This is a genomic window from Saliphagus sp. GCM10025334, from assembly GCF_042663485.1.
GTDB lineage: Archaea > Halobacteriota > Halobacteria > Halobacteriales > Natrialbaceae > Natronosalvus.
This window is the reverse complement of sequence record NZ_JBHTAF010000003.1, coordinates 43,914-67,981: the sequence shown is the minus strand read 5'-3', so window position 1 is coordinate 67,981 and position 24,068 is coordinate 43,914. Positions and strand designations below refer to the sequence as shown.

Annotated in this window: 20 protein-coding genes; 13 read left to right on the top strand and 7 right to left on the bottom strand. The window is 68.0% G+C overall.

The annotated features are described in order from the left end of the window. Positions 1-62 precede the first annotated feature (62 nt). The 5 genes from ACFQO4_RS12510 (at position 63) to ACFQO4_RS12490 (ending at position 5,127) form a co-directional block, all read left to right on the top strand. Positions 63-1,031, top strand: coding sequence for a 1,4-dihydroxy-2-naphthoate polyprenyltransferase (locus ACFQO4_RS12510; protein WP_500261240.1), 969 nt, complete (start codon positions 63-65; stop codon positions 1,029-1,031). Then, a complete protein-coding gene (locus ACFQO4_RS12505) occupies positions 1,031-2,074 on the top strand; it encodes a mandelate racemase/muconate lactonizing enzyme family protein (RefSeq protein WP_500261239.1) in 1,044 nt (347 codons plus the stop codon). The genes ACFQO4_RS12510 and ACFQO4_RS12505 overlap by 1 nt, the downstream gene beginning before the upstream one ends. Beyond that, a complete protein-coding gene (locus ACFQO4_RS12500) occupies positions 2,074-3,726 on the top strand; it encodes a class I adenylate-forming enzyme family protein (protein WP_500261238.1) in 1,653 nt (550 codons plus the stop codon). The genes ACFQO4_RS12505 and ACFQO4_RS12500 overlap by 1 nt, the downstream gene beginning before the upstream one ends. 99 nt (positions 3,727-3,825) lie before the next feature. Continuing rightward, positions 3,826-4,701 (top strand): NRDE family protein, encoded by an 876-nt coding sequence (locus ACFQO4_RS12495; RefSeq protein ID WP_500261237.1) that lies wholly within the window; start codon positions 3,826-3,828, stop codon positions 4,699-4,701. Positions 4,702-4,776: 75 nt separating this feature from the next. After that, on the top strand, positions 4,777-5,127 hold the full coding sequence (locus ACFQO4_RS12490; protein ID WP_312908876.1) for a helix-turn-helix transcriptional regulator: 351 nt from the start codon (positions 4,777-4,779) through the stop codon (positions 5,125-5,127). 58 nt (positions 5,128-5,185) lie between these two features. On the opposite strand, the gene ACFQO4_RS12485 is transcribed toward ACFQO4_RS12490, so the two are convergent. The 3 genes from ACFQO4_RS12485 to gatC all read right to left on the bottom strand — a co-directional run bounded on the left by ACFQO4_RS12485 (position 5,186) and on the right by gatC (position 7,240). After that, on the bottom strand, positions 5,186-5,614 hold the full coding sequence (locus ACFQO4_RS12485) for a DUF8048 family protein (RefSeq protein ID WP_500261236.1): 429 nt from the start codon (positions 5,612-5,614) through the stop codon (positions 5,186-5,188). A gap of 66 nt (positions 5,615-5,680) precedes the next feature. Further along, positions 5,681-6,955, bottom strand: coding sequence for an Asp-tRNA(Asn)/Glu-tRNA(Gln) amidotransferase subunit GatA (gatA, locus tag ACFQO4_RS12480; RefSeq protein ID WP_500261235.1), 1,275 nt, complete (start codon positions 6,953-6,955; stop codon positions 5,681-5,683). Positions 6,956-6,961: 6 nt separating this feature from the next. Then, positions 6,962-7,240, bottom strand: a complete 279-nt coding sequence (gene gatC / locus ACFQO4_RS12475) for an Asp-tRNA(Asn)/Glu-tRNA(Gln) amidotransferase subunit GatC (RefSeq protein WP_500261234.1) — start codon at positions 7,238-7,240, stop codon at positions 6,962-6,964. Between the two features lie 227 nt (positions 7,241-7,467). On the opposite strand from gatC, the gene ACFQO4_RS12470 reads away from it, so the two are divergent. Beyond that, positions 7,468-7,596 (top strand): hypothetical protein, encoded by a 129-nt coding sequence (locus ACFQO4_RS12470; protein WP_312908868.1) that lies wholly within the window; start codon positions 7,468-7,470, stop codon positions 7,594-7,596. Between the two features lie 65 nt (positions 7,597-7,661). Here ACFQO4_RS12470 and ACFQO4_RS12465 read toward each other — a convergent pair whose 3' ends face one another. Beyond that, positions 7,662-8,837, bottom strand: a complete 1,176-nt coding sequence (locus ACFQO4_RS12465; RefSeq protein ID WP_500261233.1) for an asparagine synthase C-terminal domain-containing protein — start codon at positions 8,835-8,837, stop codon at positions 7,662-7,664. A gap of 5 nt (positions 8,838-8,842) precedes the next feature. Continuing rightward, positions 8,843-9,529, bottom strand: a complete 687-nt coding sequence (locus ACFQO4_RS12460; protein ID WP_500261834.1) for a CehA/McbA family metallohydrolase — start codon at positions 9,527-9,529, stop codon at positions 8,843-8,845. 335 nt (positions 9,530-9,864) lie between these two features. Here ACFQO4_RS12460 and ACFQO4_RS12455 point away from each other — a divergent pair, with 335 nt between their 5' ends. Further along, positions 9,865-12,675 (top strand): S8 family peptidase, encoded by a 2,811-nt coding sequence (locus tag ACFQO4_RS12455; protein WP_500261232.1) that lies wholly within the window; start codon positions 9,865-9,867, stop codon positions 12,673-12,675. 93 nt (positions 12,676-12,768) lie between these two features. Continuing rightward, positions 12,769-14,955, top strand: coding sequence for a S8 family serine peptidase (locus ACFQO4_RS12450; protein WP_500261231.1), 2,187 nt, complete (start codon positions 12,769-12,771; stop codon positions 14,953-14,955). Positions 14,956-15,033: 78 nt separating this feature from the next. On the opposite strand, the gene ACFQO4_RS12445 is transcribed toward ACFQO4_RS12450, so the two are convergent. Continuing rightward, the gene (locus ACFQO4_RS12445; RefSeq protein ID WP_500261230.1) at positions 15,034-16,149 is read right to left on the bottom strand and encodes a Gfo/Idh/MocA family protein; all 1,116 of its coding nucleotides are present in this window, start codon (positions 16,147-16,149) and stop codon (positions 15,034-15,036) included. A gap of 155 nt (positions 16,150-16,304) precedes the next feature. On the opposite strand from ACFQO4_RS12445, the gene ACFQO4_RS12440 reads away from it, so the two are divergent. Then, the gene (locus ACFQO4_RS12440) at positions 16,305-17,546 is read left to right on the top strand and encodes a trans-sulfuration enzyme family protein (protein WP_500261229.1); all 1,242 of its coding nucleotides are present in this window, start codon (positions 16,305-16,307) and stop codon (positions 17,544-17,546) included. Between the two features lie 45 nt (positions 17,547-17,591). On the opposite strand, the gene ACFQO4_RS12435 is transcribed toward ACFQO4_RS12440, so the two are convergent. Then, positions 17,592-18,692, bottom strand: coding sequence for a M48 family metalloprotease (locus tag ACFQO4_RS12435; protein WP_500261228.1), 1,101 nt, complete (start codon positions 18,690-18,692; stop codon positions 17,592-17,594). A gap of 127 nt (positions 18,693-18,819) precedes the next feature. Here ACFQO4_RS12435 and ACFQO4_RS12430 point away from each other — a divergent pair, with 127 nt between their 5' ends. From ACFQO4_RS12430 to ACFQO4_RS12415, 4 genes are read left to right on the top strand one after another with little or no spacing between them, the layout of a single operon-like run. Beyond that, positions 18,820-19,953, top strand: a complete 1,134-nt coding sequence (locus ACFQO4_RS12430; RefSeq protein ID WP_500261227.1) for a DUF4129 domain-containing protein — start codon at positions 18,820-18,822, stop codon at positions 19,951-19,953. Beyond that, on the top strand, positions 19,950-20,612 hold the full coding sequence (locus tag ACFQO4_RS12425; protein ID WP_500261226.1) for a DUF7269 family protein: 663 nt from the start codon (positions 19,950-19,952) through the stop codon (positions 20,610-20,612). The genes ACFQO4_RS12430 and ACFQO4_RS12425 overlap by 4 nt, the downstream gene beginning before the upstream one ends. Beyond that, complete coding sequence (locus ACFQO4_RS12420) at positions 20,609-22,249, top strand: DUF58 domain-containing protein (protein WP_500261225.1); 1,641 nt, start codon at positions 20,609-20,611, stop codon at positions 22,247-22,249. Before ACFQO4_RS12425 ends, ACFQO4_RS12420 begins: the two co-directional genes overlap by 4 nt. Then, positions 22,246-23,889 (top strand): DUF7519 family protein, encoded by a 1,644-nt coding sequence (locus tag ACFQO4_RS12415; protein WP_500261224.1) that lies wholly within the window; start codon positions 22,246-22,248, stop codon positions 23,887-23,889. The genes ACFQO4_RS12420 and ACFQO4_RS12415 overlap by 4 nt, the downstream gene beginning before the upstream one ends. Positions 23,890-24,068: the final 179 nt, after the last annotated feature.

The window sequence follows — 24,068 nt, the reverse complement described above, 5'->3', positions numbered from 1 at the left end:
GAAAGGCGCCACCGCGGCCGCAATGCCAACGTTAACACTCTCTCGAGTGGCACGTTCGAACAATGAGTACGGCAGAGGTGTCTCGAACGAAGGCCTGGGTGATGGCCGCTCGTCCCCAGACGCTGCCGGCGGCCGCCGCGCCAGTGCTCGTGGGAACGGGTCTCGCCGTTTCCGAGGGCGTGTTCGCGGCACTCCCCGCGCTGATGGCCTTCGTCGGGGCTGCGTTGATCCAGATCGGAACGAACTTCGCCAACGACTACTACGACGCCGTGAAGGGCGCCGACACGGACGACCGCGAGGGGTTCACCCGGGTCACCCAGTCGGGGCTGATCGACGCCGGTCAGGTCAAATTCGCGACGCTCGTCACCTTCGCCGCGGCCATCCTCTCGGGCGTCTACCTCGTCTACGTCGGCGGCGTCCCAATCCTCGTCATCGGCCTCGTCAGTGTCTTCTGCGGCTGGGCCTACACCGGCGGCCCCTACCCCCTCGGCTATCACGGCCTCGGGGACCTCTTCGTCTTCGTCTTCTTCGGCGTCGTCGCCGTCGTCGGCACCTTCTACGTCCAGGCGGCCGCCCACATCGAGCCCCTGATCACGACGATTCCGACGGGAACGATGCCACCCGAGGCGCTCGTGGCGAGCCTCCCCATCGCCGGCCTCTCGACGGCGATTCTCGTCGTCAACAACGTCCGCGACCTCGAGACCGACGCCGAGACGGGCAAGCGTACGCTGGCCGTGCGACTGGGCTACCGGTTCAGTCGCCTCGAGTACGCGGCGCTCGTTTCCCTCGCGTACGTCGTCCCGCTCTGGTTCTGGCTCGGCTGGGGATTCCCGGCCTCCGTTCTCATTCCGCTGCTCACCGCCCCGTACGCACTCGCGGTCACCCGCACGGTCTGGACCAGAACCGACGGCGAGGCACTGAACCCGGCCCTCGAACAGACCGGGAAACTCCTGGCAGGCCACGCGCTCCTGTTCGCGGTTGGCATCGCCCTCGAGGTCGGGCCCGCGGTCGGAACCGGGGTGGGGCTCTGATGAGCCTCGACCTCCGGTTTCGCCCCTTCGAACTCGAACTCGAGCAGCCCTTCGAGTCGGGCGACGCGACGATCACGACCCGCGAAGGATTCCTGATTCGCGCCGAGTTCCAGGGGGTCGTCGGCATCGGCGAGGCGACCCCGCTTCCGGGCTGGACCGAATCCCTCGCGGACTGCGAACGCGCGCTCGAGGAAGCCGTCGACGCCGCCGACGACGGGTCAGGCGCCGTCCTGGACGCGGTCGAGGACACGGCGGCGGCCAGACACGGCGTTTCGCTGGCGATTTCTGACTGTTACGCGACCCGCGGGGCGCGCCCGCTCTATCAGTACCTGGGCGACGGCTCCCGAGTCGCCAGGGTCCCGGTCAATTCGACCGTCGGCGACGACGATGCAGACGCGACCGCGGCAGCCGCACGCGACGCCGTCGACCGCGGATTTCGTTCGTGCAAGCTCAAGGTGGGCCGGCGCTCAATCGACGAGGACGTGACGCGCGTCGAGCGCGTCCGGGAGGCTGTCGGCGACGACGTCGAGGTTCGGGTCGACGCGAACGGGTCGTGGACGTTCGAGGAGGCCGTCGAAGCCATCCGCGGACTCGACGACGCGGGCGTCTCGATCGTCGAACAGCCGCTGCCGGCCGGGGCCCTCGAGGGGCACGCCGATCTCCGGGGCCGCGGCCCGAAGATCGCCCTGGATGAAGGCCTGCTCGAGCACGGTGTCGACGCGATCTGCGAGGCGAGTGCCGCCGACGTGCTGATCCTGAAACCGATGGCCCTCGGTGGGCTGGACGTCGCCCGGGAGGTCGTCACCTGGACCGGCGAACTCGGCCTCGAGAGCCTGGTGACGACGACCATCGACGGCGTCGTGGCGCGGACGGCGGCGGTTCACCTCGCGGCCGCGGTGCCCGACGTCCCGCCCTGTGGCCTGGCGACAGGCGAGTTGCTGAAGACGGACCTCGGTCGCGACCCCGTGCTCTTCGAGAAGGGGGCCGCCGTCGTCCCGCAGGCGAAGGGGCTCGGCATCGACGACGTGTGGGGGGCGACGTGATGCGTACGGCCGGACCGACGGGACTCGAGTGGGCGACCGAGGACCTCCTCGCGCGGCGAACGGCGACGACGCCCGAGCGGACGGCGTTGATCGACGCTGACGAAGGCGCTCGATACAGTTACGGAGACCTCGACCAAGCCGTGAACGCCCTCCTCGAGCGACTGCCGGGCGAGGAGGGTGATCGACTCGGCGTCGTCCTGACGACCCGGCCTGCGTTCGTGACGTTGCTCTTCGCGGCGATGCGGGGGCGACGCACGCTCGTCCTGCTGAACGTCCGCGAGACGGCCGAGGAGTTGCGGTCGAAGGCGACTCGAGCGAACACCTCCGCCCTCATCTGTGAAGACGAGACCGAGGGCCTGGCACGTGACATCGGCGACGGATCGGTCCCGATCTACTCGGTCGATGGCGCGCCGAGCGGAAGCGACTCAAGTCCGCTCGCGTCTCTTGCATCGCTCGTTTCACTCGAGCCGAACGCGGGACGCGACCGGTCACTCGAGTCGAGCACGGGTCGAAACCCGACACCCGAGCCGGAGTCGAGTACAGAAGGCGAGGCGAATCGAACCACCGAACTGGCCGACTCCGGCAGGGGAAGCGGCAGGAATGAACTCCTCGTCGCCTTCACCTCGGGCACGACCGGCGAACCCAAAGGCGTCCGCCTCACCGCCGAGAACCTCGTCTCGAGCGCCGCGGCGTCGGCGTTCAGGCTCGGCGTCGATCCCGACGACCGCTGGCTCTGCTGTCTCCCCATGTACCACGTCGGGGGCCTGGCGCCGGTCTTCCGGTCGACGCTGTACGGGACGACGGTCGTCCTCCAGCGCGAGTTCGACCCGGACGCGACCGCACGGACGATGGAATCGCACGACGTGACCGGCGTCTCGCTCGTCCCGACGATGCTCTCGCGGTTGCTCGAGGCCGACTGGCGGCCGCCGGCGAGCCTCCGGTTCGTCCTGCTCGGCGGCGCTCCCGCGAGCCCGGACCTGATCGACCGCTGTGGGCGACGCGGCGTCCCCGCGTGCCCGACCTACGGCATGACCGAGACGGCCTCCCAGATTGCGACGGCGACGCCCGAGGAGGCAGTCGCCCACGAGGGTACCGTCGGACGACCGCTCGTCTGCACGGACGTATCGATCCTAGACGACGATGGGGACCCCGTCGAGGCGGGCGAGACGGGCGAAATCGTCGTCTCCGGCCCGACCGTGACGCCGGGCTACCTCGAGGCCGAGCGAACGCGGGCCGCGTTCGACGAGCGCGGCCTCCATACGGGCGACCTCGGCCGGCGCGACCAGGACGGTCGCCTCTGGATTCTCGATCGGCAGAGCGACCAGATCGTGACCGGCGGCGAGAACGTCGATCCCACGGCAGTCGCGACTGTTCTCGAGGGCCATCCCGCGGTGTCAGCCGCCACCGTCGTCGGCCTGTCCGACGAGGAGTGGGGCGAGCGCGTCGGCGCGCTGATCGTCGCCTCGAGGGGGGAGGAGATCGAACCGCACGCGCTCAGGGCGTACTGCCGCGACCGCCTGGCCGGGTTCAAATGTCCGAAGACGATCGGGATCGCGTCGTCGCTCCCGCGAACGCACTCCGGAACCGTCGACCGCGAGCAGGTTCGTGCGCGTCTCGTGGAGGTGGGCGTCGACGTCTCGAGCGGTCGGTAGGTGCCGAACGGGCGTCGATGTCTCGAGCGACCGATGATATGCCGAGCAGTCGGTGCGGTCTGCTAAAGGGCTAAGGGCGTCGCGCCCGTCCTTTTCAGTGTGTGTACCCTGACGCTCGCCTGGCAGGTGTTCGAGGACGCGCCGGTCGTCGTCGCCGCCAACCGCGACGAGGGCCTCGAGCGGCCGAGCGACTCCCCGGATCTGTACGCGACCGACCCCCTCGTCGTCGCCCCACGTGACGCCGAGGCCGGCGGCACCTGGATCGGGTTCAACGACCACGACCTGTTCGTGGGAATTACGAACCGGTGGACCGATGCCGACCTCGCAGGCGAGCGCTCTCGCGGCCGCCTCGTCGCCGACGCGCTCGCGCGGCCGTCCGCATTCGAGGCCCGAACGTTCGTGGCGGAGGCCGTCGACGCCATGGAGTTCGAAGGCTTCAGTCTCGTGGTGGCCGACCGCGACGACGCCTTCGTCCTCGAGTGGGACGGCAGGCTGCGGACGACGACGCTCGAGCCGGGCGTGCACGTCGTCGTCAACGTCGGATTCGACGAGACGTTCGAGATTCCACACGGGCGAGCGGACGCCGCGACGGCCCAGGCTGAGAACGCCCGCCGCGTGCAGCGAGACCTCTCCGCCGCGGCGGTCGACCTGGTCTCCGGCGCGGACGAGACGCCCTCGACCGACGGTGTCCGGTCTTTGGACGCAGACTCGACCCGCACGCCGGCGCTCGAGTGGCTCGAGCAGGTCCGAACCGTCCTCGGCGATCACGAGTACGGCGTCTGCGTCCACGGCGACGGGTACCGCACGCGGTCGTCGTCGCTGATCGTCCTCGGGGACCGACGGGGGTACGCGTTCGCCGACGGCCCGCCGTGTCGAACGCCGTATCGGGACATCGAGATCGACGTCGGGAACCGTCTGGAGCGTCCACTCGAGCCACTGGCCTCGAACCTGACCGACCGCGAAGGGCACATTTAAGCGGCTTGCGACCGGTGGATGGAGTATGAACGCGCCGGAACCAGGACCGATTGGTACGGTCGGAGGGGAGTCGCGATGAGCGTCTCGACCGCCGAAGCGGAGCTGTCGGAAGACGAGTTCGCGGGTCTCGAACTCGTCCGCCAGACAAGCGGAATCCACCAGAGCGACTTCTGGAAGGAACTCGGGGTCTCCTCGCGCAAGGGGAGCCGAATTGTCGAGTCGCTGGTCGAGAAGGAACTCGTCGACCGCGAGGAGACCGTCTACAACGGGCACAACACCTACTACATCACGCCGACGGCTCGAGACCTCGATTTCACCCTGCTGATGGCCGGCGACATGCTCTCGCCGTTCATCGGCGAGGAGGAGGTCGATCCCAACAGCGACGCCTTTTCGCAGTGGATCATGAACCTGGCCTATCAGGAGTGACGACTCGCGGTTCGCGTTTGGCGGTTCGCTGATTTTCGCCCCAGATATCGCCTCGCTTTCAGACGCCGTCGGGACGCCGTTCGATCAACACGAATGGGTCTCGCTCGCGGTTGTAGTAGGGAACGTCGCCGTCGATCGCCTCGATCAGGCGGCGATGGACCTCGCGCGCCGCCCGCCCTTCGTCGGGACTGAGGTGGTGGAGTCCGCGCATGTCGAGCCAGAAGTCCCCGTCGAGCCAGAGGAGCGTCTCGTCGTTCGACTGGTAGACCATCTCGCCTTCGTTGGTCAGTCCGTCGATCGCCAGCTGTCGGCCCGAGAGTTGGGCGCGCGCGAGTACGGCGACCAGTTGGCGTCGCGAGACTGGCGCGTGGAGGGCGACGTCGTCGATCGCCTCGCCGAAGTACTCCTCGACGAGGTCGCAGGCGCGAGAGAACTCGTCGAACTCGATTTCGGTAAACTCGACGTCAAGATCGGGTCTAATCTTCATGGAACCTCTCGTCGTCAATTCGTCTCACAGTTCGCAAATCAAGTATATAAATTTACGTAAACGAATCTACTCGAGCGCGCTCGCCGCTCGCACGAGGCGGCGCTCGCCGAAGGCGGGGCCGACGAACTGGACGCCGACCGGGAGCCCGTCCGTCTCGCCGGCGGGTGCCGAAATCGCGGGCAGATCCGCCAGGTTGACCGGAACCGTGTTCGCGTCGGCCAGGTACATCTGGAGCGGGTCGTCGAGGCTCTCGCCGAGTTCGAACGGCGTGGTCGGCATCGTCGGCGAGGCGAGCACGTCGGCCTCCTCGAGCGCCGCGTCGAAGTCTTGTTTGACCCACGCGCGGGCGTCCTGGGCCTTCTTGTAGTACTTGTCGTGGTAGCCCGCCGAGAGCGCGTAGGTACCGAGGAGGATGCGGCGTTTGACCTCGGGGCCGAACCCTTCCGCGCGCGCCTTCGAGAACGACTCGTTCCAGTTGCCCTCGTAGCCACCGGAGTGGCCGTAACGGACGCCGTCGAAGCGCGCCAGGTTCGAGGACGCCTCGGACATCGCGATCACGTAGTAGGCCTCGACGGCGTGGTCGACGGAGGGGAGGCTGACCTCGTGGGTGGTCGCCCCCTGGTCCTCGAGCGTGCCGATGGCATCCCAGAAGGTCTCGACGACGCCCTCGTCGGCACCCTCGAGCAGTTCCGTGGGGATACCGATGGTGAGGCCGTCGACGTCGCCGTCGGCCGCTTCGGCGTACGATCCGCGGTCGGCGTTGGGGTCCTCGCGGGTCGTCCCGTCGTACTCGTCGGGGCCGGCGATGACGTCGAGGAGGGCTGCGGCCCCTTCCGTGGTGGCCGCCAGCGGGCCGATCTGCTCGAGGCTGTTGGCGTAGGCGACGAGGCCGTACCGGGAGACGAGTCCGTAGGTCGGTTTGATCCCGACGACGCCGCAGAACGCGGCGGGGCAGCGGATCGACCCGCCGGTGTCCGAACCTAGCGCAAGGTCGGCCTCGCCGGCCGCGACGGCTGCGGCGGAGCCACCGGAGGAGCCACCGGGGACGTGTCCCGGCGCAGCGGGGTTGTCCGTCGGGCCGAAGTGGGAGGTTTCGGTGGTAGTTCCCATCCCGAACTCGTCCATGTTTGCCTTGCCCACGATGGTGGCGCCCGCTTCCGTGATGCGGTCGACGACCGTCGCGTCGTACGGCGGCACGTACTCCTCGAGCATCCTCGACCCGCAGGTGGTTCGCACGTCCGCCGTGGAGATGTTGTCCTTGACCGCGACCGTCTGGCCGGCCAGCGGCCCGTCGTCGGCCCCGTCGATGGTCGTCTCGGTGATGAAGATGTCCTCGCTCATGGCTGATCAGGAGACGTTTGGACCCTTGAAGTAGTCGTCCTCGCTATCTGGCGCGTTCCGGAGCGCCACGTCCGTCTCGAGGCTGTCCCGAACCTCGTCGTCGCGCATGACGTTCGTCAGGTCGGCGTCGGTGTCGACGTCCGGAACCGAATCGAGTGTCTCGAAGGCGGCCAGGATGTCGGCGAACTGCTCGGTGAACTGGTCGACCTCGTCGTCCTCGAGGTCGACCCGGGCCAGCGCCGCGACGTGGCGGACGGCCTCGGGGGTGACGGCGTCCTCGCTCATATGCGACCACTGAGGGCACCGGGGAGTAAGGGTTTCGATACGCCGGGGGTCGGGCGACTGTCGTCTCTCGGCGTGCTCGCGAGCGAGTTTGGATCCATCGGGCCGGGCGACTTCGCGCAGGCCAGTGCGTTCAGGCCCGCCTTGACTCGTCTGAAACGACGGATTTCCGCCGCTCGAGGGGCGTTAACGACCCCATAGTAAGGGTAGGGAACCTCGATAGTCGTCGTATGGAATGCGATAACTGTGCCACGAACGACTCGATCGCGTACACGCTCAAAACGCACCTCGAGAGCGAGCCATCGGAGACGGTCGACCTGCACTTCTGTTCCTCGCGCTGTCTCGGCGACTGGACCTAAGCCGGCGTCTCGAGTCGTCCGGTCGTCCGGTCGTCGACCGCCCGTTCCGCGCGGCCATTCATCGATCAGCTATCGCTCGAGAGAAGCGACGACACGTACCGCGTGACGTGATCGTCCATCCGTCGCTTGTACCCGGCCTGGCGGGCGAGACGGTCGAGTTCGCGGGCCACCAGGCTGCCGTACTGGACGGCCTTCTTCTCTCGCCGGGCAACGGAGTCGGGGAGATATCGACTGGCGACCGCCCGGAGCGCCCGCTTTCGCTCGTCCTCGTCGGCGAGCAGGTGCGGGGGAAGCGCGAGCGCCGCCTCGACGACGGCGTCGTGGAGCAGCGGCGCGACGGGGGAAACGCCGGCGGCTTCGACTGCCAGGACGTCTCGCGGTAGCTGTGCCGGGAGCGTCTCGATCTGTTCTCGAACCGCACCGCGGACCGTCTCGGCCTCGACCCGGTGATCGAGGTGGACGACCTTCTCGTAGCCGCCGAAGAGTTCGTCAGCCCCCTGGCCGACGGCTATCGCGTCGAAGCCGTCCGCGGCGATTCGTTCGGCCACGAGGTACAGCGGGAGGGCGATCTGAACGTCCATCGCGTTCGTTCGACCGATAGCGCGGGCGACCCTGGGCGTCGCGCGCTCGAGGTCGCTCGGCTCGAGGGAGACGACGGTCAGGTCCCGGTCCATCGCCTCCGCGGCTGTGCGGGCGGCTTCGACGTCGTGACTGTCCGGGAAGCCGACGACGTACAGCGGCGCGTCGAGCAACTCGGCGACGAGCGCCGAGTCGACCCCGCCAGAGAAGGCGACGGCGACGTTTCGCGCGTCGACGGCGTCGATAGCGGTGGCGATGGCGTCGTCGACGGCGTCGATGGCGGTAGCATCGTCTCTTCCGTCGACCCCTGATTCCGAGACGTCGATTTCGGGAAGTGAACAGATCCGTTCGAGCCCCGACGGTCCCAGGCGGGAGCCTGCGGGAACGAGCACCGGGGCCGCCAGGGATTCGGGCGAAAACGCCACTCGATCGGGGGCAAGCGAGACGTCGCCCTCGAGGACGGGTTCCTCGACGAACAGCGGAACGCGACCGAGGACGTCACGCACGAGCGCGTCGTCGAGCCAGCCGGCGAACCCAGCGGTTCCGGGGAAGGGGTCGCGCGTCTCGAGGGCGTCGCGGACGCGGGTGGCCGAGGCGCCCCGAATGGGGTGTCCCTCGGTACCGTCACGAGAATCTGAATCGGAATCGCAACCGGAATCCATACCCGTCATCGAAACAGCTGAAAGACGCCACCCTTGATCCGGCGCTTGACGCCGCCGGCGGCCTGCCGGAGGCTGATGTGCCAGGGCGTTCGCTTTCCCTCGATCGTCGTGCGTCCGTCGGCGATGGCCTCGAGGATCGCGTCGGCCGAACGCTCGTCGGTGTCGACGCGCGTGACCGCCTGGCCGACCATCTCGCCGATGTGGGCGTCGCTCCCGGCGGTCATCGGCAGGTCTCGAGAGCGTGCGAAGCGTTCGGCCTGGCGGTTCGCCCGCCCGGTCAACAATCGAGAGTTGTACACCTCGATCGCGTCCGCCTGCGCGAGGTCGGTGCGCGACACCCGCGCCATCACCCCGTGCCGGGATTCCTGGAATGGGTGTGGGACGACGGCGATGCCGCCCTGGTCGCGGATCGCCTCGAGGGTTGACTCGTAGGAGAGTCCCGGCGGAACGGCCTCGGAGAGACCGAAGCCGAGAACGTGGCCCGCCTTGCTCGAGATCTCCATGCCTGGAATGCCCACGAGGCCGTAGTCAGGGGCCCGTTCGACGGCCTCGAGGCTCGCGGCGATTTCGTCGTGATCGGTGATCGCGATGGCGTCGAGGCCGACGGCGGAGGCCTGCTCGAGAATGAACTCGACCGGGTCGCGGCCGTCGTACGAGAGCGACGAGTGGACGTGGAGTTCGACCGACAACACGGTTCTCTGGGTCATACTCGTGGCGGGCCGGACAAAATACTGCCGATCGATAGCGACCGGTGGTGGCTCCCGGGTTGCGAGTCTCGGTCCTAGCTATAGATTATATAGTTAGCGATTGAGACTGAACGACGCTCGAGGCGGACCTGGACGACGCTGGAACAGCTGATCCCTGGGTTCGAGCGTGATTCGCGAGACTCGATAGTTCGACGAACCCTGAAAACATCAACAAAAAACGTCGTTCGATCCATACGTTCCACAAATATGTAGCCTCATTTGGATGGGTTTGTCACAACCGTTTATGTTATCAAGGACGTTGGAATACGCGTTCACATCCCATGTCAGGGAGTAACGGAGATCAGCAGAGGGGAATCGGGTTCTCACGTCGAACATTCGTCAAAGCGACCGGGGTCGCCGTAGGGGCGGCGCTGGCCGGTGGGGCAGCGACGAACACCGTTGGAGCGACAGACGACGTCGATCCACGATACCTGAACTGGCGGGCGCTCGAGGCGCGTCAGGCCTGGGATCGGGGATATCGCGGTCGAACCGATCGGACGATCGCGCTGACCGACTCGGGATTGGACTCGCGACATCCGGATCTCGGGCCGTGGAACGGAGTCCAGGCGTTCGTCGACGACGACCAGGTCAAACTCACGAAACCGGACGAGAACGACCTCGAGCGCGTCGAGACCGGCGACACCGAGTCGTTCTCGGGAACGATGGGGCCGGGGACGTTCGCCTCCGGCGAGGAGAAGTACCACGAGTTCACGACGCCCGGCGACGTCGAGGAACTGGACGCATCGCTCTCGTGGTCGCCGTTCGTCGAGAACAGCAACGACCTCGAACTGCGCCTGGACGAGTACGTCGACGGCCAGTGGGAAACCGCCGCGCGGGCCGCTTCGGCGGACATGCCAGAGACGATTCGAGCGGCGGTCACGCCAGACCGTCGCTATCGCTTCGTCATCGAGGCGTACATCAACACGCTCTCGGAGTACGAGATTTCGGGCACGTACTTCGCGTACGAGGGCGAGCGAACGACCTACGACTCGAGCGTCGTCTTCGAGGACACTGACGGCACGCCGACGGCGGACACCCCCAAGACGGTGGGCTGGTACGACGCCGGGTCGCGCTACGGCTTCTACGAACGGCCGCGCGACGAGAACGGCCACGGGACTCACTGCGCGTCCATCATGGGCGGGAGCGGACGGGCGAGCGCTATCGACCCGGACACGGTACAGACCGACGAACCTCGCACCGCACTCTCGGCGGTGACCGGCAACTACCTCGCCTACGAGGTCGAGGCCGACGCCGGCACGGGGGTCTTCGGTTCCGCGTTCGGCGAACTGATCGAGGTCCTGATCGAGGGGCCCGACGGACGCACGCTCGAGCGGACCACGCTCGACACCGACGAGGGCGTCCAGGACAACGTGACCGCGGTCACCCCGGCCGAGGAGACCGGCACCTACACGGTCTACGTCCGGACGGCCGAGGGCGAACTGGCGACGTCCGCCTACGTCGATTCCGTCGCTGCCGGTGCGTTCACCGACCCCGACGAGACCGCCGCCGACCGAACCGGCGAGGCGGACGGCTTCCACTCCGGTATCGCGCCGAACGCGAGCCTCGTCTGTCTGCAGGGACTCTCGGGTCCGACCGAGGACCTGGGCCGGCACGCCGAGGACTTCGCCGACCTGTTCAACATGCGCGCGGTCAACATGTCCTGGGGCTACGTCGGCGGCCTGCCGCTGGGCGCAGCGGCGGGCACGCTCGACCGCATCCCGGCTCGAATCAAGGAGATCGCCGACGCGGGCGTGCTGACGGTCGCGGCGGCGGGCAACGCCGCGACGCCGGTCAACGGGAACGGTTCGCCGGCCGTCGCCGACGAGGCCATCTCCGTGGTCGCGACCGGGCCGCTCGACGGCATTTCGGCGTACTCGAGCGGTGGTATCGGCGGCATCGACGAGGAGGACTACGACACGTACATGAAGCCCGACGTCACCGCACCGGGCGGGTACGTCACCGACCTCGCGAACGCCGCCGACACCGGCGTCGCGGACCAGCCAGAAGACGAACAGCCGCCGATCCGGGGTTACACCGGTAAGGCCGGCACGTCGATGGCCTCCCCGTACACGAACGGGACCGCCGGCCTGGTCGCGCAGGCGATGGAGGAGGACGCGCCCTCGAGCATCGCGCTGCCCGAACCGACTGACACGACGTTCGACGACGTCATGCGGCTCAAACAGGTGCTGCTGGCCACGGCGTCGGAGACGGCGCTCACTGCCGCGCCGTACCACCGTGCAAAAGTGCCGAGTTACGACTTCGGCGGACGGGACCCGTTCGAGGGGTACGGCCGCGTGAACCCCGGTCCGGCCATCGACGCCGTTACTCGCGAACTGTCGGGCTCCTCGAGCGAGGTCGTCGGCCTGAACGTCCCCGAAGACGAGCGCGCCGCGGCGGGATACGTGCAGGCGGGGCCAGGGACGGTCACCGCGAGCGTCGAGGTCAGCCACCTCTCGGGCGGCGACAAGGGCGCGGCGAAGGGCGACCCGCACGTCGACCTGTTCGTCTACGACGCCGCGAACCCGGCCGACAACGGCGAGCCGAACGTACTCGGGCGGGCTCAGGGGCTCGAAGGATCGGCCGAGACGTCGGTCTCGTTCGGTCGCGACGCCGGCGAGCAGACGGTGTTCGTCGTCGCGAAACTGGTCAACGTTCCGGGCTGCGTCAACGGTGACGACGTACAGGTTCACTTCGACCTCTCGGTCGACGTCGAGGACGGCTTCTTCGTCGACGGCACCCGCGACGACGACGCTAGCGTCTTCACGGGCGGCCAGACCAACCACGTCGAGTTGACGGCGAACCCGAGCGCTGACGCCGAACTTCGGGACGTCGTTCCCGCCGAGTGGGACGTCCTGACCGAGTACTCCGACGACGTCGAGCGCGTCGAAGAAGGCGAGGGCGTCCAGTACGTCTACTTCGGGACGGCGGCCGCCGACACCGAGACGGCCGTCGAGTACTTCGTCGAGGCGCCCGACGAACTGCTGTTGAGCGACACCTACGCCTTCGGCCCCGCCGAGGTCGACGCGGGCGACGGCTGGGTCGCGATTTCGGGAACGAGCGACTCCAACGTCGTCGTCGGTCAGAGTACCTAGAACCCGGTTCACCGCCACGAGCCTCGAGTCCGCGGTTCGAACGATGGCTCGAGTCTCGAAGCGTACCACTACCGATACGAATCTACTTTCACGATGTCAGAGGACACGTCACGACACGTAAACCGACGCACAGTACTCAGGACCGCCGGCGCCGCCGGCGCGGCCTCGCTACTCCCGTTTTCGGGAACCGCGGTGGGCGACACGGACACGTCGGTGCTCGACGACCAGCTCGACACCGCGACCGACGTGCTCCAGGAGGTGATCGTCGTCTTCGACGACGCCGAATCGGTCAGCCTCCTCGGAGACCTCGACCTGCAGGCGGGCCTCGTCGAGTACGAGGTGCTCCCGATGGCCTACACCGCCCTGACCGGCGATCAGCTCTCGACGGTCGCCGACTGGGACGCAGTTCGGCGGATCGCCAAGGCCGTCGAACTCGAGTTCTACAACGACGATTCGCGAGAAGCAACGGGCGCCGACGCGGTTCAGTCGGACCTCGGCTACGACGGCTCGTCGGTCGACGCGGTCGTCATCGACTCGGGCTTCTCCGGGCCGCACCCGGACTTCGACGGGCGACTCGAGTCGAACTGGCAGTGGGTCGACGATCCGCTGGGTGATCCCGACCCCGACTGGATCGACCTCGGTGCCGGCGCGGACACCGACGACCTGGGACACGGCACTCACTGCGCCGGCATCGTCGCCGGTGATGGGTCGGCGAGCGACGGGCAGTACCGCGGGATGGCCCCCGGGGCCCGCGTGTCGGTGTATTCGACCAACGAAGCCGTCTACCTGCCGTTCGTCGTCGGCGCGTGGGATCACATGCTGGCCCGGGCGGACGACCCCGACGACGACTTCGATCCCGACGTCGTCTCGAACTCCTACGGCGTCGCCCGCGACGTGCGGTACAATCCGAACGACCCCGTCAACGTCGCGTCCTGGGAGGCGTTCCGTCGCGGAATCGTTCCCGTGTTCGCGGCGGGCAACGACGGGCCCGATCCGGACACCCTCTCGCGGTTCGCCAAGGCGCCGCACGTCCTCGGCGTGGCGGCCACCCGCGACGACGAGCACGTTACCGATTTCTCCTCGCGCGGGCGCACGCCAGACGAGGACCGCGAGACCAACTACGACCGCCGAAAGGCGCTGAAGAACCTCGAGAAGTTCCACGCCGCGATGACCCGGGGACAGTACGTCGTCGACACCGAGTCGTGGGCGGGCGAACTCGGCCCCACCGGCACCGGGAGCGACTACTACGAGTGGGTCGCGCCGAAAAACGCCGACGTCCTCGAACTCGACCTCTCGTTGACGCCGGACGGCGAGCAGATCACGCTCACCGTCCACCGGGGTTCGAAAGACGGCGAGGAGGTCGCCAAACTCGGCGAAGAGCCCGTCTACCAGCACCAGACGCTGACGACGGACGTCGAGGGCGGCGAGACCTACTGGATCGAGGTCGAACCCGCGACCAACGTCGTGGTCACCTACGAGATCGACCTCGAGGCGTTCGAACAGCTCGGCGAGCCGTACCGGTATCGGCCGGTCGGGCTCTATCGCCCTAGCGTCGCGGCGCCGGGCAACTCGGTGATGAGTACAGTCGGCCCGACCGATCCCCTCGACGCGCTCGAGCCGGACGAGGAACTCTACTACTCGCCGATGACGGGGACGAGCATGGCCTGCCCGGCCGCGGCTGGCATCTGTGCCCTGGTGATCGACGCCGCGCGAAAGAACGGCCACGACTGGTCTCCCGCGGACGTCATCTACACGGTCGAAGCCCAGGCCCGCGACGCCCACACCGCCTACACGCCGTGGAACGCCGGCGCCGGCTTCGTCGACGCACCGTCTGCCGTTCGGCGAGCGGAGATCGGTGACTTCGCGAAGCACAACGACGTCGAACTGGCCGATCCCGACACGCCCGAGACGCTCGAGGTGGCGGGTGCTCGCGAGGACGACGGGTCGACGTTCACCGCGGGCCAGACCAATCGCGTCGACGTGACCGTCGAGTCGGTCTCACACGAAGCAATGGTGCGGGACGTCGTCCCCGTCGAGTGGTCGGTCGACGACGCCTACGGTGACGTGGAGCGAGTCGAGGAGGACGGCGACGTGCAGTACGTCTACTTCGGGACCGCGGTTCCGGGTGAGACGGCCACGTTCACCTACTTCGCGGAGGCACCTGAAGAGACGGGGACGTACACGTTCGGCCCAGGTGAGGCGAACGCAGCCAAAACGGACGACGACTGGGTGGCGTTCGGCGATTCCGACGACAACACCGTCCTCGGCGTGGAAACCTGAGGCGGCCCCTTTCCGTTTCGGTTCGAGGTTCGACTCGAGCCGCATCCTTCAGGAAAATAGTTCCGCGACGCTTCCCGACTACTCGAGGCCCACCCACTCGCCGCGTTCGTCGCTTCGCTCGACGGCGTCGAGGACCCGCTGGGCGGCCAGGCCGTCCTCGAAGCTCGGTTCGTACCCCTCGCCAGCGTCGACCGCCGAGAGGAACTCGTAGTTCTCGTGGACGAAGGTGTGCTCCCAGCCGATGACGTGCCCCGGGGGCCACCAGTGATCGACGTAGGGGTCGTCCTCGTCGGTGACCAGCACGGTCTCGTAGCCACGGTTGCCCTCGCGCAGGACCTCGAGTTCGTTCAGCCGCTCGAGGGAGAACTTCAAACTCCCCTTCGAACCGTGAACCTCGATCGTGTGGTCGTTCTTGTGCCCCGTGGCGAACCGCGAGGCCTCGAGCGTGCCCATCGTCCCGTTCGCGAACTCGACCTGTGCGGAGTAGGCGTCGTCGACGGTGACGGGGCGCGTCTCCCCGTCCCCGGTGGGCCGTTCGTCGACGAACGTTCGGAGGTGTCCGCTGACGCGCTCGATATCGCCAGCGAGGTCGTCGCTGCCGACCAGAAAGCGCAGGAGGTCGACCGTGTGCGAACCCAGGTCGCCAAGGGCGCCGGATCCGGCCATTTCCTCGTCGTTTCGCCAGGACCACTCGGCTTCGGGGTTGACCAGCCAATCCTGGAGGTAGCGCCCGCGGACGTGGTGGATCTCCCCCAACTCGCCCGCCTCGAGCAGGTTCTTCGCGTACTGAATCGCCGGCACGAACCGGTAGTTGAACGCGGCGCCGGCAGGGACGCCGGCCTCGCGGGCCGCCTCGGCCATCTCCTCGGCGGTTTCGAGTGTCGGCGCGAGCGGCTTCTCGCAGAAGACGGGGGTGCCGGCCTCGAGGGCGGCGATGGTTGGTTCGGCGTGCACGTGGTTCGGCCCAAGGTTGTAGAAGACGTCGACCTCGTCGACGACGTCGGCCCAGTCGGTGGCGGTCGACGCGAAGCCCAGGCGGTCGGCAGCGTCCGCGAGGGCGTCCTCGTCACGGCCGATCAACACCTGCCGCTCTACGTCCGGTGCGTCGGGGAAGAACATCGGGAGCCGTGCGAGCGCGTTCGCGTGCGCCTTGCCCATGAATCGATACCCCAGTACGCCGACAGAGAGACTCATGGCCGCATATTCATTCGCACGGTAGTTATTGGTTTGCGTCTCGACTCGATTCTCCCTGCTTTCGGGTGAAAAATAGCTGCTGATAATACGAGAGTGAGGCAAATATTACTGGTAGATGGAAAGGTATTACCGGCAATCTATCGTGAGCGTCGAGCATGGAACAGGAAGATTCTGACCTTGCTGCGTTCGAGACCCGAGCCGTCACCGCCGGCGAGGAGCCGTTCCGCGTCGGGAGCGAAGCGGGCGACGTCAGCACCCCCATCCACCTCTCGTCGACGTTCGCCCTTCCGGGCCTCGACACCGATCTCAGCCTCGAGGACGTCGATCCCGACCGTGGCGAGTTCCTCTACTCTCGACTCTCGAACCCGACGCGACACGCCCTCGAGAAACGGCTGGCGAGCCTCGAGGGTGGCGAGCACGCGATGGCCTTCTCATCGGGTACTGCCGCGATCTTCACGACCCTGCTCTCGGCCGTCGAACCCGGCGATCACCTCGTCGCCGGCGACGACCTCTACGCCGGTACCCGACGGATGCTCGAGTCGGTGTTTCGCGACCGCCTCGGCGTGGACGTCACGTTCGTCGACGGGAGTGACACGGCGGCCGTCGAGGCCACCGTCACCGACGACACGGTGATGGTCTGGATGGAGACGCCGACGAACCCCCGGATGGGCCTGTGTGACGTGGCCGCGATCGCAGAAATTGCCGAGAGCTACGACGCTCTTCTGGGCGTGGACAACACCTTCGCCAGCTCCTACTTCCAGCGCCCGCTCGAACTGGGCGCCGACGTCGTCGCCCACAGCACGACGAAGTACCTGAACGGGCACTCGGACTCGATCGGCGGCGCCGTCGTCACGAGCGACGACGACCTCGCCGACGAGATCGAGTTCCAGCAGCAGGTCGGCGTCGGCGACATGCTCGCGCCCTTCGACAGCTACCTCGTCCTCCGAGGGCTCAAGACCCTCCCGATGCGCATGCGCCAGCACGAGGCGAACGCGATGGCCGTCGCCGAGTTCCTCGAGGGCCACGAGGCCGTCACCGACGTCTACTATCCCGGCCTCGAGTCCCACCCTCAGCACGACCTCGCCACTCGACAGATGGAGGGCTACGGCGGCATCCTCTCGTTCGAACTCGACGGCGAACTCGAGGACGCGAAACGCTTCCTCGAGGCGGTCGAGGAGTTCACCCTCGCGGTCAGCGTCGGCGGCGTCGAGAGCCTAATCGAACTTCCGGCGGCAATGACCCACGAACCCGTTCCGCGGGAAGAGCGAGAAGCCGTCGGTATCACCGACACGCTGATTCGTGTGTCCGTCGGCGTCGAGTCGGTCGACGACCTGCTCGCGGACCTCGAGTCGGGGTTCGCGGCGCTCGATGCGCCGTCCGTGGCGGCCGACGACTGAGACCGACGCCGTCGGGCGCAGGCCGTTCCGGCGCCTCCAGGATCGTTACGCGCCAACGCGAGACGACGTTTCTAGCTCGGCAGTCAGTTCGCGGAGCCGTGCGATTCGCTCGGCCGTCGGCGGGTGTGCGTACGTGTCCACCTGGTAGGTTTGGCTGTTTTCCTGCCCTCGCCCCAGCTCGTCACTGCCCCCGCAGTCGAACCCGTTCGGAAGCAAGCACATCCCCTCGAGGCCACGGTAGTGGCCGCCCCTCGTCGCCCCGTCCTCGACGCGGGCGTCGTTCGCCGGGACCGTCGCCTCGCCGTCGAGGCGCTCGAGGACACCCGCGAGCGTTGCCGGGTCGCCGGTGGCGAGGGCCCCGGCGCGGTCGGCGACGAACTCCCGCTGGCGCGAGAGGCTCCGGCTGAGGAAGACGACGACGGTTGCGACCACGCCGAGAACAATCCCGCCGACGACGACGGTGACGCCGAGCGCTACCGCGAGTTGCAGGAGTCCGTTCGGGGTGAACACCGGCGCGTCGATGAACGACGACCCGAGGAGTGCCGCGACGAGCAGGAGTCCGCCGTAGACGTACGGCCGGGTCCACCGCGGCAAGTGATCCCCGAAGACGACGTGTTCGTCGGCGATCAGCGCCGGGAGGAACGAGGCGAGGGTCATCACTGCCGCATCACGGTTCTTCAGGTGTGCGAGTTCGTGGGCGAGGACGGCGTCGAGTTCGGCGGCATCGAGCGTCTCGAGGAGCCCCTCGCTGACGACGATGGTCCCCGAGCGGACGCCGCCGACGGCGAAGCTGTTTGCCACGTCGGTGTCGGCCACCGCAACCGTCGGTACGGCAACGTCTAGCTGGGCGGCGAGTCGCGTCACGCGGTCGGTCAGTTCCGGCCGCTCGTCGGGTCCCAGTACCGCGGCGTCGGCTTCCGCCAGCAACTCGAGGCGTGCGTACCGCAACTGGACGGCGAGTAGACACCCCAGCCAGAGCGCCGCCGAGAGGAGGTATGCGACGCCGCGAGAGAGCCCGACGCCGTCGAAGACGGGGACGAGCCAGGGCTCGAGCAGTGCGACGAAGACGAGGGCGAGCACCAGGTTGGCGAGGACGACGGCGCCGAGCGTCGTCGCCATTCGTCCGAGGAGTTCGCGAGAGACCATGCACCGGGTTGAACCTGTCGCTCGAAAATAGTTTCGTCGCGCAGACGTCGCGACCGTCAAACTGTCCGATCGACTACCGGTCACAGTGGTAACATTTTTACGGGTCGACCACGCACGAAGCGATAGTGTGGGATACGACCGCCACAACGCCGCCCTCGTCGTCTGTTGTGTCCTCGCGATCCTCGCCGCCGCCGCGTTCCTCCCCGCGGCCGGCTACGGCGACTACCCCGACCAGGACGCCGTGAGCGACGACCACTACCTCGACCTCGAGTCCGGACCCGAGAGCGACGGCGAGAACGGCACCGACGACCGCGACAGCGAGCGAAGTGACGAACCCGACGCGAACGAGTCGACGCCCGACGACGAGGTATCCGACGACCGGGTAAACGACTCGGACGGCGAGGCGTCGAACGAAACGGACGACGAAAACGAAACCGTCGGCGACGAAAGCGGTGGCGCCGAGACCACCGACGAAGGCGACGACGATAGCAGTGCCAGCATCGGTATCCTTCCGGCCGCCGGTTTACTCCTCGCCTGTCTGCTCGTCGTCCCGATTGGCCTGCTCTGGCGGGCGACGCACCCCTCTCGAGCCCCCGGCGTCGCGAACGCCGATGTGACGATTCCGGACGGCTTCCTCCCCCGATTGCAGTTTCGACTCAAGCGAATTCCCCAGGTGACGATGACGGCGACGATCGGACTCGCACGAGTGACGCCAGCAGTCGTCGACGGCGTCGTCGGAGCCGGCCGAGCTATCGGATCCGGGATCGGGCTGGTCGGCCAGGGTCTCGGCCGTGGGCTCGGTTCCACGCTCGTCTCGATTCCGGCCGGTCTGGCAGGGACTCTGAGTTCTCTCGGCGGGCTCTCGATCTCCGGCGGCGTCGCGTCGCTCTTCGGTGGCTTCTCCCGTCGCCGGGCGTCCAGCCGTTCGGGGTCGAGAACGGCCACTCGAGGCAACGGCGACGGCGACGAAGACGAGGACGAAACACGGGACGACCCCGGTCCGCAGACGGTCGAAGATGCCTGGGCCGCGCTGACCGAACTCGTCTCCGTGCGGCGGGATCGATCGAAGACGCCGGGTGAATACGCCAGTGCGGCGGTCGACGCTGGCTTCCCCGAATCCGCCGTGTCGACGCTCACCGAGACGTTCCGACAGGTACGGTACGGGAACTACCCACCGACGGACGACCGTATTCGTCGGGCTCGAGCGGCCTACGACCGAATTGTCGCGACGGCCCCCCACGAGGACGGTGATCGGGAGTGAAGCGGACGCTCCTGCTCCTCGTCGGAGCGGGCGCCCTGCTGGCGACGCTCCTGGCGACGACCGGATCGATCCCCTCGGCGGCGGGCGCCATCGCCCGGGACGGGGTCGTCCTCGTCGGCGGCGGCGTCGCTGTCCTGCTGGGGCTGGGCGTCCTGCATTCGGTCGCGGCAGAGTCCGATACCGGACCGAACGCACGATTCGGACGTGCGGACGAGCGCGTCGAGCCGGACGTCGAGCGGATCGGCGCCGATCTCGAGCGTGCGCTCGAGCGAGGGCCCCTCGACGAGCCCCGGGACCAGCGTGTGCTCCGGGTGCGGGCCCGAAACCGGACCCGGGTCGCCGTAACTGACGCGGTGATGACGACGCTGATGGCCGGCGGCCACGGCGTGGACGAGGCACGAGAGCGGGTGCAGTCGGGGACGTGGACCGACGACGTGCGGGCGGCCGCCTACCTGTCTGGATCGGTTTCGGTGCCGCCGAAGTTGCGACTGTTCGACTGGCTCGCCGGTCGCCAAGAACAGCGACAGCTCGAGGCGGCGCTGGCCGAGTTAGCGGCGCTGCGGGAGGTACCGATCGAGAATCACCTCGCGACGCGGTCGGATTCCGGAACCCGTCGATCCGACGCGTCTTCCCGACCGCGAGGGAGGGCGGACCCATGAGCGACGCGAACGCGCTCGATCTCGGCGGCGACGGGGGCCACGAGGGCGGCTCCGAGACGGTTCTCGACCAGGAGACCGGCGCCGACTTCCGTTCGGAAACGGGATCGCGGGTCTCACAGACGGCGGCTTCGCCGGATTCTGGTACCACCTCCGGTGAGGAGAGCGAGTTATCACGATCCTCGAGTGATGGCGAGAACGGAGACGAGAGCGCTGGCGGGAGCGGAGACGAGACTGAGCGTACAGGCGTCCTCACAGACGACGAACGGTCCGTTCGAACGGCGGGGACCGTCGCCGACCAGCAGACTGACTCGAGCGACCGCTGGACAGTCGCTCTCGGAATCGCTCTGCTCGCTATCGGCACCGGCGTCCTGGCTCGCGACGCAACCATCTTCCTCTCGTCCGTCGTCGCCCTCACGTACGCGGCTTACGGCTATGCGACGACGCCGCCGTCCTCGACGTTCGACGTCGAGCGCGGACTCGAGCCGTCAGCCCCGGTCCCCGGCGAGTCCGTTTCGGTCACCGTCGAGGTGACCAACCGGGGGAGCGACGCCGTTCCGGACGTTCGGGTGGCCGACGAGCCGCCGGTCGACCTGGCGGTCGAGGGGGAAACCCGGGCGATCGGCAGTCTGTCTCCGGGCGAATCGGTCGCGCTCGAGTACGTCGTCCGCCCTCGACGGGGCACGCACGTCTTCGGTGACGTCGTCGTCGAAACCCGGAACGTCAGCGGGAGCGAACGGCAGATGACGCGGTACGAGTTCGGGAGTGACGGCGATGACGATAGCGACGGTCCCGGCAACGGCGAAGACGACAGCGATAGCGGTGACGAGGAGGAGGAAGCGAACGCAGGCCGCCTGTCGTGGAACGACGCACTCGAGCGGCTCCCGCTCGCGGGCCAGACGATCCAGCACACCGGCCGAGTCGAGACCGACGTCGGGGGCGAAGGGCTCGAGTTTTACTCGCTTCGCCCCTTCCAGCCGAGCGACCCGATGCGTCGTGTCGACTGGAAGCGACTCGCCCGCACCGGCGAGTTGACGACCATCGAGTTCCGCGAGGAGCGGGCCGCGTCGGTCGTCGTGGTCGTTGACGCACGAGACGACAACGTAGTCGTTCGCGAACCGGGCGAACTCGACGCCCGGGCGCTCTCGGTCCGGGCGACCGAGTGGCTGGCGACCACCCTGCTGGCCGAGAACAACCGCGTCGGCGTCGCCCTCTACGGCGGTCGCGGCGATTACCTCCTCCCGCGAACCGGTCGAGACCAGCTGGCTCGCGTTCGCCGGTTGCTCGACGGGGAGTGGTGCGGATCGTTCGGTCGCCCCTCGTGGCTCGCCCACGGCGATCGCGCAGTCGACCGGTTCTGCCGGCACCTGGCCGACGAGAAACAGCTCGTCTTCGTGACCCCGCTTCTCGACGACGACCCGGTCGCGTCTGCCCGGCGATTCCGCGCGTACGGCCACGAGGTGACGGTCGTCTGCCCGGCGGTGGCCGAAAAGTCCGACGGCACGGCGGCACTCGAGCGCCTCGAGGCGGACCGTCGGCGGTCGACGCTTCGCAGCCACGGCGTTCGCGTCGTCGAATGGCACCCTGACGAGTCGCTCCACGTCGCGATCGACCGGGGCAAACGGCGGTGGTCCTCGTGAGTGCGGAGTGCACGAACGAATCCGCGGATCTCGGAACGGCCGCCACACTCCTGGCGGTGTTGACGACGGTCGGCGTATGCTGGGGGGCTGGCGTCGAACTCCCGGGGACGGTGGCTGGCCTCGGCACACTCGGAGTGGTTTGGGGCGTCACGCTCGCCGCGTCGGATCGGCTCGGTCGACGGGCCGTCGGCAGCGTGCTCGTTACGGGAGGTCTGTTCGCAGTTTTCGTCGGGTTCAACGTGGCCGTCGTCGAGGGTGTCGTCGAGGCGCTCCTGGTCGCCGGGGCTTCCCTGGCGATCCTCGCCGTCGGCGCCGCCGGGGTCGACGCGACGACCGACTGGGCGTCGTTCGCCTGGCCGGTTCGCGATTCCACGGTGACGTCCCTGCCCGTCGTGGCCGGGACGTACCTGCTGGCGACTGGCACTGTCGGCACGCTGTTTTTCGCGACGGCGGTGATACTCGAAGCGCTGACGAGCAGTACCCACGCGAGTGTTCTCTCCGTCCTCGCGTTGCTCGCCGTGGCGGTGCTCCTGGCTTCGTGTGTAGGGACCGTCCTCGAACAGGCCTATCCCGACCGGAGGTCACCGCTGACGTTTCGGTCGGTGGTGGGCCGCGTCGCCGACCTTCCAACGGGTTCCTACTACGTCCTCGTCGTCGCCGGCTTCGTTCTGGCGGCCCCGGGAACGGGTGACGCGATCGACTCGGTGCTGCGGGCGATGGGACCAGTCGGAACGCTCGTGCTGGTCGTCCTGGGGAGCGGCGGCCTCCACGTCGTTCTCCTGGGTGTGGCCCTCGGCGCGGTGGTGATCTGTTTCGGGTGGCTGGCCGCGCCGCCGCTTCGCGCCTGGTTCGGACCGTACCCGCTTCGAACAGCCGCGTTCGCGACCGGCGGCGTGGTCGTTCCACCCGTGGCGTTCCTCGTCGCATCGGCCGTCCCATCGATCGATCCGCTGCTGGCGGTCTGGGCGGTGTTCGGTTCGCTGCTGGCCGTCGTCGTCGTCGAGGTGGCGATCGCGTCGCTCGCCTCGGGAGTCGACGAACCGCGGCGCTGGCTTCGGCGATTCGGCTGTGGCTCGATACTGGGCGTCGCCTTCGTCGGATCGCGCGTGGGTACGAGTCCGCTCGGCGTATTCCTCGCCGTCGCCACGGCGATCGCGGTCTGGGACCTCTCCGAGCGAACCCAGGGGATACGAACGCACCTCGGCCCGTCGATCGATAGCCGGCAGACGGAACTCGTTCACGCGGCGGCGACGGTCGTCGTCGGCGGCCTCGGGGTCGGCCTCGCCGCCCTCGCGATGTACGGCATCGGCGCCGTCGATCCCCCGAGTCAGCGCTGGCACGCCCTCGCTCCTGTGACGCTGGCGCTCCTCGCCGTACTCGCGCTCGCCGGTTCGATCGGCGTGGACGCGGACTGGGCCTCGATGTCGACCCTCCGCGGCGTCGCTCGAGACGGCCTCCGGATCCAGGTTGCCGCCGTGCTCGTCGTCATCGTACTCGTGCTGGCCGCCGCGACCCTGGTCGGCGCGGTCGACGCGCTACTGGCGGTCGCTCTGTTGATCGGCCTGCCGATTGCCGCACTATGGATCGTCGGTCGCCTCTCCGGCGGCGACTTCAAACAGCCACCGCCGGGCGGATATTGACGAACGAATTCTGTGCCTCGAGCGATCCCGTTCAGTCGAGTGCACTCGCGAACGGACGGTTCGAAGCGCTTATACCCGCCACGCTGATAGCACCAATCGACTCGTCGGTCCGCGGGCGACGGCGGGCACCTGTTCGGCTCGCGCCACAGGTTGGAATGTGGAAGCTACTCGCGTCTCGA

Coding starts and splice junctions, on each gene's coding strand:
- ACFQO4_RS12505 (WP_500261239.1), top strand. CDS start 1,031: ATGAGCCTCGACCTCCGGTTTCGCCCCTTCGAACTCGAACTCGAGCAG.
- ACFQO4_RS12465 (WP_500261233.1), bottom strand. CDS start 8,837: ATGGATTCCGGTTGCGATTCCGATTCAGATTCTCGTGACGGTACCGAG.
- ACFQO4_RS12500 (WP_500261238.1), top strand. CDS start 2,074: ATGCGTACGGCCGGACCGACGGGACTCGAGTGGGCGACCGAGGACCTC.
- ACFQO4_RS12485 (WP_500261236.1), bottom strand. CDS start 5,614: ATGAAGATTAGACCCGATCTTGACGTCGAGTTTACCGAAATCGAGTTC.
- gatC (WP_500261234.1), bottom strand. CDS start 7,240: ATGAGCGAGGACGCCGTCACCCCCGAGGCCGTCCGCCACGTCGCGGCG.
- gatA (WP_500261235.1), bottom strand. CDS start 6,955: ATGAGCGAGGACATCTTCATCACCGAGACGACCATCGACGGGGCCGAC.
- ACFQO4_RS12470 (WP_312908868.1), top strand. CDS start 7,468: ATGGAATGCGATAACTGTGCCACGAACGACTCGATCGCGTACACGCTC.
- ACFQO4_RS12420 (WP_500261225.1), top strand. CDS start 20,609: ATGAGCGACGCGAACGCGCTCGATCTCGGCGGCGACGGGGGCCACGAG.
- ACFQO4_RS12455 (WP_500261232.1), top strand. CDS start 9,865: ATGTCAGGGAGTAACGGAGATCAGCAGAGGGGAATCGGGTTCTCACGT.
- ACFQO4_RS12435 (WP_500261228.1), bottom strand. CDS start 18,692: ATGGTCTCTCGCGAACTCCTCGGACGAATGGCGACGACGCTCGGCGCC.
- ACFQO4_RS12510 (WP_500261240.1), top strand. CDS start 63: ATGAGTACGGCAGAGGTGTCTCGAACGAAGGCCTGGGTGATGGCCGCT.
- ACFQO4_RS12445 (WP_500261230.1), bottom strand. CDS start 16,149: ATGAGTCTCTCTGTCGGCGTACTGGGGTATCGATTCATGGGCAAGGCG.
- ACFQO4_RS12440 (WP_500261229.1), top strand. CDS start 16,305: ATGGAACAGGAAGATTCTGACCTTGCTGCGTTCGAGACCCGAGCCGTC.
- ACFQO4_RS12450 (WP_500261231.1), top strand. CDS start 12,769: ATGTCAGAGGACACGTCACGACACGTAAACCGACGCACAGTACTCAGG.
- ACFQO4_RS12490 (WP_312908876.1), top strand. CDS start 4,777: ATGAGCGTCTCGACCGCCGAAGCGGAGCTGTCGGAAGACGAGTTCGCG.